Origin of the sequence: Deminuibacter soli, assembly GCF_003412455.1 — a bacterium.
Lineage (GTDB): Bacteria > Bacteroidota > Bacteroidia > Chitinophagales > Chitinophagaceae > Deminuibacter > Deminuibacter soli.
In genome coordinates this window covers 225187-237607 of record NZ_QTJU01000004.1, presented here as the reverse complement: position 1 = coordinate 237607, position 12421 = coordinate 225187, and the positions used below count along the sequence as shown (strand labels likewise).

Annotated in this window: 15 protein-coding genes; 10 read left to right on the top strand and 5 right to left on the bottom strand. The window is 46.8% G+C overall.

Annotation, left to right across the window (positions count from 1 at the left end):
- Window position 1: 1 nt before the first annotated feature.
- The gene (locus DXN05_RS13440; RefSeq protein WP_116847784.1) at window positions 2–382 is read left to right on the top strand and encodes a DUF1634 domain-containing protein; all 381 of its coding nucleotides are present in this window, start codon (window positions 2–4) and stop codon (window positions 380–382) included.
- Window positions 383–473: 91 nt separating this feature from the next.
- A complete protein-coding gene (locus DXN05_RS24850; protein WP_170148875.1) occupies window positions 474–629 on the top strand; it encodes a hypothetical protein in 156 nt (51 codons plus the stop codon).
- Between the two features lie 62 nt (window positions 630–691).
- On the opposite strand, the gene DXN05_RS13435 is transcribed toward DXN05_RS24850, so the two are convergent.
- Entirely contained in the window at window positions 692–1453 is a 762-nt protein-coding gene (locus tag DXN05_RS13435) for a C40 family peptidase (protein WP_116847783.1), read from the bottom strand.
- A 99-nt stretch (window positions 1454–1552) separates the two neighbouring features.
- Between DXN05_RS13435 and DXN05_RS13430 the strand changes: the two genes are divergently transcribed.
- Both DXN05_RS13430 and DXN05_RS13425 read left to right on the top strand, forming a co-directional pair.
- Window positions 1553–2125 carry an RNA polymerase sigma factor gene (locus DXN05_RS13430; protein WP_116847782.1) on the top strand — a complete coding sequence of 191 codons (573 nt, stop codon included), beginning with the start codon at window positions 1553–1555 and terminating at the stop codon, window positions 2123–2125.
- Window positions 2122–2481, top strand: coding sequence for a hypothetical protein (locus DXN05_RS13425; RefSeq protein ID WP_116847781.1), 360 nt, complete (start codon window positions 2122–2124; stop codon window positions 2479–2481). Before DXN05_RS13430 ends, DXN05_RS13425 begins: the two co-directional genes overlap by 4 nt.
- 38 nt (window positions 2482–2519) lie before the next feature.
- Here DXN05_RS13425 and DXN05_RS13420 read toward each other — a convergent pair whose 3' ends face one another.
- From DXN05_RS13420 to DXN05_RS13405, 4 genes are all read right to left on the bottom strand, one after another.
- Complete coding sequence (locus tag DXN05_RS13420; protein ID WP_116847780.1) at window positions 2520–3017, bottom strand: cupin domain-containing protein; 498 nt, start codon at window positions 3015–3017, stop codon at window positions 2520–2522.
- A gap of 241 nt (window positions 3018–3258) precedes the next feature.
- Window positions 3259–3732, bottom strand: a complete 474-nt coding sequence (locus tag DXN05_RS13415) for a nucleoside deaminase (RefSeq protein ID WP_116847779.1) — start codon at window positions 3730–3732, stop codon at window positions 3259–3261.
- A gap of 102 nt (window positions 3733–3834) precedes the next feature.
- Complete coding sequence (gene metK, locus DXN05_RS13410; RefSeq protein WP_116847778.1) at window positions 3835–5088, bottom strand: methionine adenosyltransferase; 1254 nt, start codon at window positions 5086–5088, stop codon at window positions 3835–3837.
- A 190-nt stretch (window positions 5089–5278) separates the two neighbouring features.
- A complete protein-coding gene (locus tag DXN05_RS13405) occupies window positions 5279–6094 on the bottom strand; it encodes a glycogen/starch synthase (protein ID WP_116847777.1) in 816 nt (271 codons plus the stop codon).
- Window positions 6095–6204: 110 nt separating this feature from the next.
- Between DXN05_RS13405 and panC the strand changes: the two genes are divergently transcribed.
- The 6 genes from panC (at window position 6205) to DXN05_RS13375 (ending at window position 12315) form a co-directional block, all read left to right on the top strand.
- On the top strand, window positions 6205–7053 hold the full coding sequence (gene panC / locus DXN05_RS13400) for a pantoate--beta-alanine ligase (RefSeq protein WP_116847776.1): 849 nt from the start codon (window positions 6205–6207) through the stop codon (window positions 7051–7053).
- Window positions 7054–7153: 100 nt separating this feature from the next.
- Window positions 7154–7498 (top strand): aspartate 1-decarboxylase, encoded by a 345-nt coding sequence (gene panD / locus DXN05_RS13395; protein ID WP_116847775.1) that lies wholly within the window; start codon window positions 7154–7156, stop codon window positions 7496–7498.
- A gap of 182 nt (window positions 7499–7680) precedes the next feature.
- Window positions 7681–8700, top strand: a complete 1020-nt coding sequence (locus tag DXN05_RS13390) for a lysylphosphatidylglycerol synthase transmembrane domain-containing protein (RefSeq protein ID WP_147313918.1) — start codon at window positions 7681–7683, stop codon at window positions 8698–8700.
- Complete coding sequence (gene rfaE2 / locus DXN05_RS13385; protein WP_116847773.1) at window positions 8672–9163, top strand: D-glycero-beta-D-manno-heptose 1-phosphate adenylyltransferase; 492 nt, start codon at window positions 8672–8674, stop codon at window positions 9161–9163. Before DXN05_RS13390 ends, rfaE2 begins: the two co-directional genes overlap by 29 nt.
- A gap of 199 nt (window positions 9164–9362) precedes the next feature.
- Window positions 9363–11450: a polyphosphate kinase 1 gene (ppk1, locus tag DXN05_RS13380; RefSeq protein WP_116847772.1), complete on the top strand. Its 2088-nt coding sequence runs from the start codon at window positions 9363–9365 to the stop codon at window positions 11448–11450.
- Complete coding sequence (locus DXN05_RS13375; RefSeq protein WP_116847771.1) at window positions 11431–12315, top strand: Ppx/GppA phosphatase family protein; 885 nt, start codon at window positions 11431–11433, stop codon at window positions 12313–12315. Before ppk1 ends, DXN05_RS13375 begins: the two co-directional genes overlap by 20 nt.
- The last annotated feature ends 106 nt before the right edge of the window (window positions 12316–12421 follow it).

The following is a 12421-nucleotide window of genomic DNA, read 5'->3' as shown; positions in this document are numbered from 1 at the left end:
CATGCCGTTAAACACAGAAGATAAAAAACTGGAATTGCTCATGGGCAATCTGCTGCGCCTGGGCGTACTGTTTTCTGCTGCGCTGGTGTTTATCGGGGGGATACTGTACCTGTTTCAAACACACACAGGAGTGGAACATTACCATGTTTTTAATGGAGAAACCACACACCTGCTCAACCTCACGCAAATATTCCACGGCATACTGCGGCTTGAGGGTGCTTCCATTATTCAGGCCGGCGTATTGCTGTTGCTGGCCACGCCTGTAGCACGCATCATCCTGTCTGTGTTCGGTTTTATGGCCGAAAAAGATTATTTGTACGTGTTTATCACTTTACTGGTGCTGGGCATTATCACGCTGAGCATTTTAAGCGGTAAAGGCTGATATTTCCCCGGCAATCTGCCGCATTTTTTTGACGCCCGCGTTTTTCTTCAATTAAACTTTCTGCCTTATTTTTGCGCAAAACTGAAAAACAATGGAAGCGAAAAAATCAACCGCAAAATACTGGCTGTATTTCTTTATCTGGGTAGGCGTACTGGTAACACTGATGATCGTTTACCGTGAGTTTTTCTGGTTGGCCCTGCCTGGTGCCGTTACCAACTTCGCCAAAGCAATGGACCTGCTCGACTAATCAGCGCTTCCATCACATTATACAAAAAGCCACCCGTTAAGGTGGCTTTTTAGCTGTTAGCACTAATCCACCATCCTCCTGATCATGCGCAGCTGGTGTGTACGCTGTGCAGTGTCTACATTCACAATGCCCTGGTGGTCTATTTTATCAATGCGCACGCGCCCTGAGGAGTGAATAATGGTTTCATTGTTTAGCAATATGCCTACATGCGTAATGCGGCCCTCTGCATTGTCGAAAAAGGCAAGATCCCCGCAACGTGTTTCTTCAAGAAAACCCACATCCGTGCCCATGGTTGCCTGCATCGATGCATCGCGCAGCAGGGCTATGCCCATGGTTTTGTACACCTGCTGGGTAAAACCGCTGCAGTCTATTCCAAAAGAAGTTCTTCCGCCCCATAAATAAGGTACATGTAAAAAAAGCCTGGCAGTCTGCTCAATGGTAGCAGCAGAGAAATGCAGCATGGCTGCTGCTGTTTCCAGGTAAGATAATTCGTACTTACCCAGCGCAAACGGGTTTTGTGTTTTGTACACCGGTGTGGCCAGCGGCAATTGTACAGGCAGGCCGTTCAGCATAGCACTGGCATCGCGGGTAAGCGTGTAACCGGTTGGGCGCAGGCCGGCAATCTGCTCATCTACTTCGGCCAGCTGGCTTGCCTGGCACCAGCCTTCATACTGGTCGAATAAAGTTCTGATCTTCAGAAAATCCTTTTCTGTTTCAAGCACCTCGGCAAACTCGCCAAGCAACAGTTCACTAACCATTTCACTTCTGTGGCTGTTGGTTGCACGCAAAGGGGCTGCAGCTACGATACATGCTACATATGTCATAAAATCGCCTTATTTGGACCGGGAAGTTATGGAATTTAATTACCGCGGCATCTTACCATAGAAATTTCTTTATTTTACCACCGGAACTGAACCCACCAGATGAATAAAGACAATACAGCCCACCTAACAGACCAGGAGCTATTGAATTATTTCTACAACACAAGAGATAATCAATGGTTGGGTTTGTTGCTGCAACGCTACACACTGCTGCTGCTTGGCGTTAGCATGAAATACTTAAAGAACGAAGAAGCAGCCAAAGATGCCGTACAGCAGATATTCCTGAAAGCCATTACCGAGTTGCAGAAGTACAAGGTTGAATACATTAAAAGCTGGCTGTACATGGTGGCACGCAACCACTGCCTGATGCAGCTGCGCGATAAACATGGCAAAAACACCTATGAAATAACCGACAATATGCCCCTGCCTGCAGATCCCGGTAATATAGCCGAGCAGAACGAGAAAGAGCAGGCACTGGTATTGATGGAGGCTGCCATTGGAGAACTCAACAAAGAACAGGGCACCTGCGTAACCATGTTTTACCTGCAAAAGAAATCGTACCAGCAAATAAGCGATACTACCGGTTACAACCTGATGCAGGTAAAAAGTCATATTCAGAATGGCAAACGCAACCTGAAATTATTGGTGGAAAAGAAAATGAAAAAACAGGCATGAGCAATTTACAAGATATATTAACCAACAATCCCGGCGATGAACTGAGCGATGAAGAATTGCTGTTATACCTGGAAGGTAAACTATCGCCCGAAGCGCAGCATGCACTGGAAGCAAAGCTGGTTGATTCTGCCTTCATGAACGATGCAGTGGAAGGCCTTGAAGCCTTCTCTTCCAAACAGCACCTGAACGATTATGTACTGCAGCTCAACAAACAGCTGCACCAGCAGTTGCACACACGCAAACAGCAAAAGGAAAAACGCAAAATCAAAGACCTTCCCTGGTTAATGATATACGTGGTTATTGTGCTGCTGCTGTGTATATTGGGCTATGTCGTGATCAGGATGATCAGGGCATAATTGCTGGATGGCTTAATGGTTTTATTGTTCGAGTGTTGCTATTGACGGCATAAGCGTTCAATCAGTGCTGTATATTGGGGGTAGGCGGCGCTTAACACGTTTGCCTTTGCCAGCTCAAAATCACTGAAATCAAAACCCGGGGCTACGGTGCAGCCTACAAAGCTGAAACTGGTGCCTGGTGCGGTTTCCGACGCAAACCAGCTGCCGGCAGGCACCACCGCCTGGAAGGTTTCCCCATTTGCAATATCAGCCCCCAGTTTAATGGTATGCAATTCTCCTGCAGGGTTCAGCACATGCACCAGCAAAGAACCGCCTGCATAAAAATGCCACAGCTCATCGCTTTCAATGCGGTGAAAAGCAGAAAAATTGCCCTGTTCCAGCAAAAAATAAATAGCAGTTGAATAACTGCGGTCACCGCCAAATACAGGCGGCAAAGCATTATGCGCAATGCTCCCTGCACTGCGGTACGTTTCTTTATAATACCCCCCTTCCGGGTGCGGCAGCAGCTGAAAGGTCGTGATCAGTTCCTGGATCATGGAGTAATTGTTGAATTGTTGAATGGTTGAATTGTTGAATGGTTATGCCCGTGGCTGTGTCCCCACAACCACCGCTTCACCCGATTACGAGCGGCTGTGAAGACACAGCCGCAGGCGAGGTCACTCACGACTGACGGCTCACGTATCGGGCTCGCTCAGATAATCTCGACGTGTCGATGTCTCGATTCTCGAAATTGGTACTCGCTAAGATCACTCACCACTCACCACTCACCACTCACGATTAGTACGTTTGCTTGTCCCGCTTGTTCACCCACTCTTCAAACACCTTTATCGCTTCATTCCTCCCCAGGTTAACAGCGCCAATGCTGCGGTTGTTAAAGGGCAGGGCCAGTTCTGTGTAAATAAATGAATCGTCGAAACCTGCGTCTGCTGCGTCTTCGCGGTTACAGGCATAGTATATTTTCTTTGGCCTGGCCCAGTAAATAGCGCCCAGGCACATAGGGCATGGTTCACAGCTGGTGTATATTTCACAATCTGTAAGCTGAAAGCTGCCGAGTGCGGCACAGGCTTCGCGTATGGCCACCACTTCGGCATGTGCGGTTGGGTCGTTGGTACTGGTAACCCTGTTCCAGCCGCGGCCTACAATTACATCATCTTTCACAATAACACAGCCGAATGGCCCGCCATGACCGTGTTCCATACCATTGCGCGATAAGGCAATGGCTTCCTGCATATATTTTAATTCCCTGTTCATACAAAATACTGTTTAAAAGGCTCCCCATAAAACAGCAATCCCCCTGCTTGGTAAAACAGGGGGATCTGAAGTATAGTAACGTGGTCAAAAAAGACCGTTGTGTTATTTGATACCGAAGGCTTTTTTCACCTGTGGAACGTAGTCCAGTTTTTCCCAGGTAAACAGTTCTACTTTTTTCTTCAGTGTTTTACCGCCGGGCATAACAAACTCTTTGGTTACCACCTGTGGCTTGCGGCCCATGTGACCGTATGCTGCAGTTTCGCTGTAGATAGGATTACGCAGCTTCAGGCGGTCTTCGATAAAGTAAGGGCGCATATCGAAGATCTCGTGCACCAGTTTACCAATTTCACCATCGGTTTTGTCCACTTTGGCAGTACCGTAAGTGTTAACGCAAATGCTGGTTGGTTCAGCCACGCCGATGGCGTAAGAAACCTGTACCAGTACCTCATCACAAACACCGGCAGCAACCAGGTTTTTAGCGATGTGGCGGGTAGCGTAAGCAGCAGAGCGGTCAACCTTGCTGGGATCTTTACCGCTGAAAGCGCCACCGCCGTGTGCGCCTTTGCCACCGTAGGTATCAACGATAATTTTACGGCCGGTTAAGCCGGTATCACCGTGCGGGCCACCGATTACAAATTTGCCGGTAGGGTTAATATGGTATTTGATTTTGTTGTTGAACAGGTGCGCATATTTGGGATATTTATCCTTTACACGCGGGATCAGGATGTTGATGATATCCTTTTTAATTTTCGCCTGCATTTTTTCTTCTGTATTGAAGTCATCGTGCTGTGTAGAAACCACGATCGCATCAATGCGCACAGGCTTGTTGTTGTCATCATACTCAAGCGTTACCTGGCTTTTGGCATCAGGACGCAGGTATTTGATTGCGCTGTCTTCGCGGCGCAGAGCAGCCAGTTCCTGCAGTATTTTATGAGCCAGATCCAGTGCCAGCGGCATGTAATCGGCTGTTTCGTTGGTGGCGTAACCAAACATCATACCCTGGTCACCGGCACCTTGTTCTTCTTTCTTTTTGCGGTCAACACCCTGGTTAATATCAGCACTCTGTTCGTGAATGGCTGATAATATACCACAGCTGTTGGCTTCAAACATATATTCGCTCTTGGTATAGCCAATTTTGCGGATTACACCGCGGGCTATTTCCTGAACGTCTAAATAAGCTTTTGATTTTACCTCACCTGCCAGTACCACCTGTCCGGTTGTTACAAGCGTTTCACAGGCTACTTTACTCTCGGGGTCAAATGCAAGAAAATTATCAATCAATGCATCAGATATCTGGTCGGCTACTTTATCTGGATGTCCTTCAGACACACTCTCAGACGTAAACAAATAAGGCATTTTGTAATTAATAGTTTTAATGGGTGTAAATATAATCGCTATTATCTGCTAATATACTTTTTTTGAAAAAATATCCACCATTTCCTACCTTTTTTGTAGACTGATAACAGTTTCAGTATTTACAGCAGCAGGTACGGATTACATGTAAAACGGTTGTGTTGCCACAACCGCTACAATAATAAAATATAAGCTATTTAGCCAATTCGTTGTACAGGTCAATGTATTCGCCCAGGTCGCTCTCCCATCCTTTGAAGGGGATTACTTTTTTACCTTTTACCTTGGCAAACTCATCGGTCAGTTTTTTATCAATTTTATCGGCGCCGAAAGAAATGGCATCGGCAAACGTAGCACCACCCTTAAACATGGCGGTATTATTGGCTTCTTTAAAAGCCTCTACGTCTTTTTCCTTGATATTCGCGTGGATAATGGCTTTTTCGGCAAAATCTTCACCCAGGGTTTCTTTGAAAGTATTTTGGCCAATGGTGAAAATGACCTTGCTGTGCGAGAATACCGGCTCTTTTTTATAAGCGGTTTTCAGGTACATGGGAATTAAACCGGTCATCCAGCCGCTGCAATGAATAACGTCGGGAGGCCAGCCGAATTTTTTAACGGTTTCAAGGGCACCTTTGCAAAAGAAAATAGCACGCAGGCCATTGTCATCAAACCATTCTTCACTTTCATCGTGTAAAACCTGCTTGCGTTTGAAGAAATCTTCATTGTCAAGGAAATACACCTGTAAGCGGGCATTGGGCAAAGAGGCCACTTTAATCTGCAACGGATAATCGTCATTATCCACCGATACATTAATTCCCGATAAACGCACCACTTCGTGAAGGCGGTGACGGCGTTCGTTGATAACACCAAAACGGGGCATAATGCACCTTACTTCCAGCCCGCTATCATTACTCTTTATAGCCAGTTTGTTCACTATTTCCGCAAATTCTGTCAGTTCCAGGTAGGGCGACATTTCGGTGGCTATGAATAAAATTCTTTTCTTTGTTGACATTCGTAGGCAGAATTTAGGCTTGTAAACCTTAAAAATTTAGTGGGCAAAGGTACGGAAACTGTTGGAAATACATCATACAGAACCTTTTGCCCGGCTTTAAACGGTTTAAAATGATCTTGTACAAAGAAATTAAAGCATTGCAGCCAGCACTGCAACCCCTCCGCGCAGCGGGTAAATCCATTGGTTTTGTACCCACCATGGGTGCCCTTCACAATGGCCACCTGTCGCTTATTGAACGCTCCAGGCAGGAAAATGACCTCACGGTTTGCAGCATTTTCGTAAATCCCACGCAGTTCAACGACCCCAAAGACTTTGAAAAGTACCCGGTTACCATTGAAAACGATATTGCGGCACTGGAAAAAGCCGGTAACGACGTACTTTTTCTGCCCTCTGTAACAGAAATGTATCCCGATGGTACAACACCGAAAGTGCATTACAACCTCGATTACCTGGAAACCATTCTCGAAGGCGCGCACCGTCCCGGGCATTTCCAGGGTGTTTGCCAGGTTGTGCACCACCTGCTTAATATTGTACAACCCAATAACTTATACCTTGGCCAGAAAGATTACCAGCAGATTATGGTAATCAAAGCCATGATCAGGCAGTTTCAGCTACCCACTATGGTGCATGCCGTTCCTACCATCCGCGAAAACAGCGGACTGGCCATGAGCAGCCGCAATATGCGCCTGTCTAACGGCGAACGCAGCCATGCCACTGCCATTTACGAAGCCCTGTCTGGCATTAAAACCGCTATTCAGCAACAACCCATTGCCCGGTTAGAGCAGCAGGCACAGGGGTATTTGCTGCAGCATGGTTTTGAAAAAGTAGACTATGTTTCCATTTGCCAGGCCGAAACCCTGCTGCCTGCTACCGACGCAGACAAACACCTGCCGCTGGTAGCACTGGCCGCCGCTTTTATTGGCCCGGTTCGGCTGATCGACAACTTATTATTACAATAAGTTTAACATTTTCCCTTATACGGTGCAGGCTGTATTTATACACCTGAAGCTTGTATTCATACTAGCAACCTATCAACAAATCTGCTAACTTTGCGCCGCCATGTTAATAGAAGTACTTAAATCAAAGGTTCACCGCGCGGTGATTACAGAGGCCAACCTCAACTATGTAGGCAGCCTTACACTCGATGAAGATCTGATGGACGCTGCCAATATGATCGAGAACGAGAAAATACAGGTGGTTAATGTAAACAACGGCGAACGCATAGAAACCTATCTTATCAAGGGTAAAAGAGGCAGCGGCACTGTGTGTTTAAACGGCCCCGCAGCACGCCGCGGTGCAGCAGGCGATGTGATCATTATCATTTCGTACGCCACTATGGAGTTTGAAGCAGCCAAACAGCACAAACCCTGGATCGTATTTCCGAAAGAGGGTAACAAGCTGTAATAAATAACAGTGAATTCATTACACATTGTGGTTAACTTATAAAGATCGCCGGCAACTTGCCGGCGATTGTATTTCAATCCCGGCGCGGCTGTGTTCGCTTTGTTAACTTATCGTCTTCTCCGTTACAGGCCATTCAACCAATCAACTAATTCTTTAAATTGCTGGTCTATCCCCTGCGCAGCATGAAAAAATTCGTAACCAATATTCTTAAGTACCTGATCGGTTTTGGCATTGCAGCCATTCTTATCTGGTGGTCGCTGCATAATTTGTCTGGCAAAGACCTTACAGATATTAAAGAAGCATTGCTGCGCGCACGTTTCTGGCTGCTGGTACCGGTGTTTGCCGTGCTGCTGGCCAGTCACTGGTTCAGGGCACTGCGCTGGAAACAGCTCATTACTCCCCTCGGTTACCAGCCTGCTGTGGTTGACCTGGTGTGCGGCCTGCTTATTGGTTATATCGCCAACCAGGTAATACCCCGCGCCGGCGAAATTGTACGCTGCACTACGGTGGCAAGGGCCAATAAAATTCCGCCCGAAAAAATTATCGGCACCATGGTGGCAGAAAGGGCATTTGATATTGTATGCCTGCTGCTGATTAGCCTGGGTACGTTTATCATGGAATACGATTATATCGAATCTTACTCAGCCGAAATTTACCATAGCCTGCGGCATGGCCTGAACGCAGGCGGTCCGGCGCGCTGGCTGATACTGGGCGGTTTGGTATTGTTTGCCCTGCTGTGTTACTGGCTGGTGAAAAAAGCAAAAACCAATAAACTGGGCCGGTTTATCGCCAACATTGGCCATGGCCTTGCAGAAGGTTTGCAGAGTATTAAGAGGGTAGATAACAAACCTAAATTCCTGCTCAACACCCTCCTTATCTGGACCTGTTATGTGCTGGCAACCTGGCTGGGTTGCTTTGCACTGGAAGAAACTTCGCACCTCAACATCAGTACCAGCATCGCCATGCTCGTATTCGGCACCTTCGGCATTATTGTATCGCCGGGCGGACTGGGTGCCTACCCCATTGCCATACAAAAAACACTGGGCCTTTATGGTCTTGATGACAACATTGGTTTGGCAACCGGGTGGATACTGTGGCTTGCGCAATTTATTTTTACCATTATATTTGGCCTCGCAGCATATTGCTTACTCAACTATCTTAAAAGGCCGGTGCATGAAAAACACAGCATACATACCGCATAAAATTGTAACACTTGATACACTCAAAAATCTTGTTGCAGGCTGGCGTGTGCTGGGTAAAACCGTAGCTTTTACCAATGGCTGCTTCGATATTTTACACGAAGGCCATATTTTTTCATTGTCACAGGCAGCTGCAGAAGCCGATTACCTTATTGTGGCCGTAAATGCAGACAGCAGCATTAAAAAGCTGAAAGGCCCTGACCGGCCTGTAAACAATGAACACAGCCGTTCCCTGCTGCTGGCATCGCTGCAGGTAGTAGATGCCGTGATTATTTTTGAAGAAGACACACCCCGCGACTTAATAGCCACACTGCTGCCCGATGTGCTGGTAAAAGGCGGTGATTACACCGTTGAGCAAATTGCCGGTTCAAAAGAAATACTGGCCAATGGCGGCCGCGTAGTAATTAACCCCATACTGCAGGGATTTTCTACCACCGCACTCATTCAAAAAATACGCGAACACTAACGGCGTATCTCCTGTTATGTTACCACTGTATTGAAATAAACGCACAAAGTATTATCTTTTGAGTGCACATGCTGCATGCATGCAATACAAGGCCCTGGTGTTAGCAACCCTGGTGAACCAATTGATTCATTGCAGGTTATTCAAAGTTAACATTGCATCACAGGGGGCTTTGTTATTTTAGCAACGTTATAAAGCACTTATGAGTAAGAAGAATTTAATAGCAAGGGATATCAGCTGGCTGAGTTTTAACGGCAGGGTTTTGCAGGAAGCCAATGACATAAGCGTGCCATTGCGCGAAAGAATACGCTTCCTGGGTATTCACTCCAATAACCTCGATGAATTTTTCAGGGTGCGTGTGGCCACTTTAAAACGCATGATTGAACTGGGCACCAAGAAAAACATGCACCTCGAAGAAAACCCGCAGGCTATTCTCGACCAGATACAGATGATTGTGCTGCAACAACAAAATGAGTTTAACCGTATTTGGGATAATATTATTGTAGAGCTTGCCAAAGAACAGATTTACCTGGTGAGCGAGAAAGAACTTACCGGCCCTGAACAGCTGTTTGTAAAGAAATTCTTTGATGAAGAAGTGCGTGCCAGTATTATCCCGCTGCTGATAGAAAGCCTGCCGCAGCTGCCCTACCTGCGCGATAAAAGCCTGTACCTCGGTGTGGTAATGCGCAAAAAAGAATCTGCCTACGACCAGAAATATGCATTGATTGAAGTGCCCAGCAAAGCTGTTGGCCGCTTTGTAAAACTGCCCAACCAGGGTGATGAAAAAAGAATCATCCTGCTTGAAGATGTAATCCGTTATAACCTGCCGTATATCTTCTCTTATTTCGGCTACGATTATTTCGACGCACACGTGTTTAAGGTAACCAAGGATGCAGAAATCGATATCGACAACGATATTGCCACTTCGCTGGTGCAGAAAATAGAAAAAGGACTGAAAAGCCGCCGTAAAGGCAAACCCGTTCGTTTTGCCTACGACAAAGACATGGATGCCGGCCTGCTTGAATACCTGATCAGGAGACTAAATCTTTCACGCAAAGACAATATTATACCCGGCGGGCGCATCCATAATTTCAGGCATTTTATGGACTTCCCGGATGTATTCAACAGCAAGAGCCAGCGTCTTGCACCGTTTCCGCACCCGGCACTGGTACAAAGCATGCGTGTAACCGATGTTATACTGCAGCAGGATGTATTGCTGCATTTCCCCTACCATTCGTTCAACGGCATCATCGACCTGCTGCGCGAAGCGGCGATGGACCCGCAGGTGGTAAGCATTAAAATTACCGCCTACCGGCTGGCCAGCAATTCAAAAATCATCAACGCCCTCATCAATGCCGTGCGCAATGGCAAGGCCGTGGTGGTAATGCTCGAGCTGCGCGCGCGTTTTGATGAGGAAGCCAACCTGGAATGGAAAGAAGTGCTGGAAGAAGAAGGCGTAAAAGTGCTGCTGGGTGTGCCCAATATGAAAATACACGCGAAAGCCTGTGTGATCAAGAAAAAACTGGCCAATAACCGCATCCTGCAATATGGCTTTGTAAGCACCGGCAACCTCAACGAAAAAACATCCCGTGTATATGCCGATCATTGCCTGCTTACCAGCAACCGTAGTGTAATGGCCGATATCAACCGCATATTCAACTACCTCACCAATCCCAAACTAAACCTGCATCAGCTGCGTGGATGCAAAACACTCATGGTTTGCCCGGTGAACATGCGCAAGGAGCTGAGTGTACTGATTGACCGTGAAATAAAAAATGCACGCGCAGGAAAACCCGCACGCATTATACTTAAGCTGAACGCCCTGAGCGATGCCACACTCATTTTCCAGCTGTACGAAGCAGCTGCCGCAGGTGTGGATATACAAATGGTAGTGCGTGGTATTTTTTGTCCGCACATAGACACCAAAAAGCTGAAGCATCACATGCACGCCATCAGCATTGTGGATGAGTACCTGGAACATGCGCGCGTACTCATTTTCCACAACAATGGCAAACCCAGAATATACCTGTCATCGGCCGACTGGATGGTGCGCAACCTCGACCACCGTGTTGAAGCTGCGGTGCCGGTGAACGACCCTGTGCTGCAGCAGGAGTTACTGGATATTATCCACATTCAGCTAAGTGATAATGTAAAGGCCAGGTTGCTGGATGAAGAATTGGCGAATAACTATGTACCTTCATCCGATCAAAAAAAGGTACGTTCGCAAATTGAAACATACCAGTATCTGTACCATAAAACTTTGAAAACAGGTGAAATTAGCAGCGATTGACATAGGAAGTAATGCCGCCAGGTTGTTGATTGTAGAAGTGACCACAGATTATTTCGGCAATGCCCAGTTTAATAAACTGAACCTGGTGCGCGTACCCCTGCGCCTGGGTTTTGATGTGTTTGACAAAGGAGAAATTACCAAACCAAGGGTAGGCATGATGCTGCAAACCATGAAGGCCTACAGTCATTTAATGAATGTGTACGGGGTAGAACATGTAAAAGCCTGCGCAACCAGCGCCATGCGCGATGCCAGCAACAGCAACGATATTATCCGTAAAATAAAACTCGAAACAGGCATCGAAATAAAAATCATCAGCGGTGATGATGAAGCCTCATTTATTTACGAGAACCATATTGCAGAAAACCTCGACAAGGCCCATTCCTACATTTACATTGATGTAGGCGGCGGCAGTACAGAAGTTACCTATTTTGCAGAAGGCAAGCTGCGTTACAAGGAATCATTCAATATAGGTACCATCCGCATACTCAAAAACCAGGTGGAAGAAGACCACTGGACGTACATGCGCGATCGCATTAAAGCCAATACCAAGAGCCGCCTGCCACTGATCGCCATCGGGTCGGGTGGCAACATCAACAAAATATTCTCGCTCAGCAAAAAGAAAGAAGGCAAACCGCTCACACTCGACCTGCTGAAAGACTATTTCAAAGAACTCTCCAGTGTATCACTGGAGCAACGCATACAACTATACCGCCTGCGTGAAGACCGCGCCGATGTAATTGTACCTGCCCTGCAGATTTACATCAACGTAATGCGCTGGGCCGGCATCGATGAAATTTACGTACCCAAAATAGGCCTCGCAGACGGCCTCATTCAAATTTTATACGAAGAGCTGCACAAAAGCTAGAGAACAGCTGCAAGCGGATAGCTTTTAGCGCTTAGCCTTTTAGAGCTTGCCGGTTTGTTACCGCTGCAATAAGTATGCGGTTAACTATTTGATACTGCTGGCATCT

Bases quoted from the DNA above. Each gene is read 5' to 3' on its own strand.
- DXN05_RS13440 (WP_116847784.1), top strand. From the start codon at position 2: ATGCCGTTAAACACAGAAGATAAAAAACTGGAATTGCTCATGGGCAAT.
- DXN05_RS24850 (WP_170148875.1), top strand. From the start codon at position 474: ATGGAAGCGAAAAAATCAACCGCAAAATACTGGCTGTATTTCTTTATC.
- DXN05_RS13435 (WP_116847783.1), bottom strand. From the start codon at position 1,453: ATGACATATGTAGCATGTATCGTAGCTGCAGCCCCTTTGCGTGCAACC.
- DXN05_RS13430 (WP_116847782.1), top strand. From the start codon at position 1,553: ATGAATAAAGACAATACAGCCCACCTAACAGACCAGGAGCTATTGAAT.
- DXN05_RS13425 (WP_116847781.1), top strand. From the start codon at position 2,122: ATGAGCAATTTACAAGATATATTAACCAACAATCCCGGCGATGAACTG.
- DXN05_RS13420 (WP_116847780.1), bottom strand. From the start codon at position 3,017: ATGATCCAGGAACTGATCACGACCTTTCAGCTGCTGCCGCACCCGGAA.
- DXN05_RS13415 (WP_116847779.1), bottom strand. From the start codon at position 3,732: ATGAACAGGGAATTAAAATATATGCAGGAAGCCATTGCCTTATCGCGC.
- metK (WP_116847778.1), bottom strand. From the start codon at position 5,088: ATGCCTTATTTGTTTACGTCTGAGAGTGTGTCTGAAGGACATCCAGAT.
- DXN05_RS13405 (WP_116847777.1), bottom strand. From the start codon at position 6,094: ATGTCAACAAAGAAAAGAATTTTATTCATAGCCACCGAAATGTCGCCC.
- panC (WP_116847776.1), top strand. From the start codon at position 6,205: ATGATCTTGTACAAAGAAATTAAAGCATTGCAGCCAGCACTGCAACCC.
- panD (WP_116847775.1), top strand. From the start codon at position 7,154: ATGTTAATAGAAGTACTTAAATCAAAGGTTCACCGCGCGGTGATTACA.
- DXN05_RS13390 (WP_147313918.1), top strand. From the start codon at position 7,681: ATGAAAAAATTCGTAACCAATATTCTTAAGTACCTGATCGGTTTTGGC.
- rfaE2 (WP_116847773.1), top strand. From the start codon at position 8,672: ATGAAAAACACAGCATACATACCGCATAAAATTGTAACACTTGATACA.
- ppk1 (WP_116847772.1), top strand. From the start codon at position 9,363: ATGAGTAAGAAGAATTTAATAGCAAGGGATATCAGCTGGCTGAGTTTT.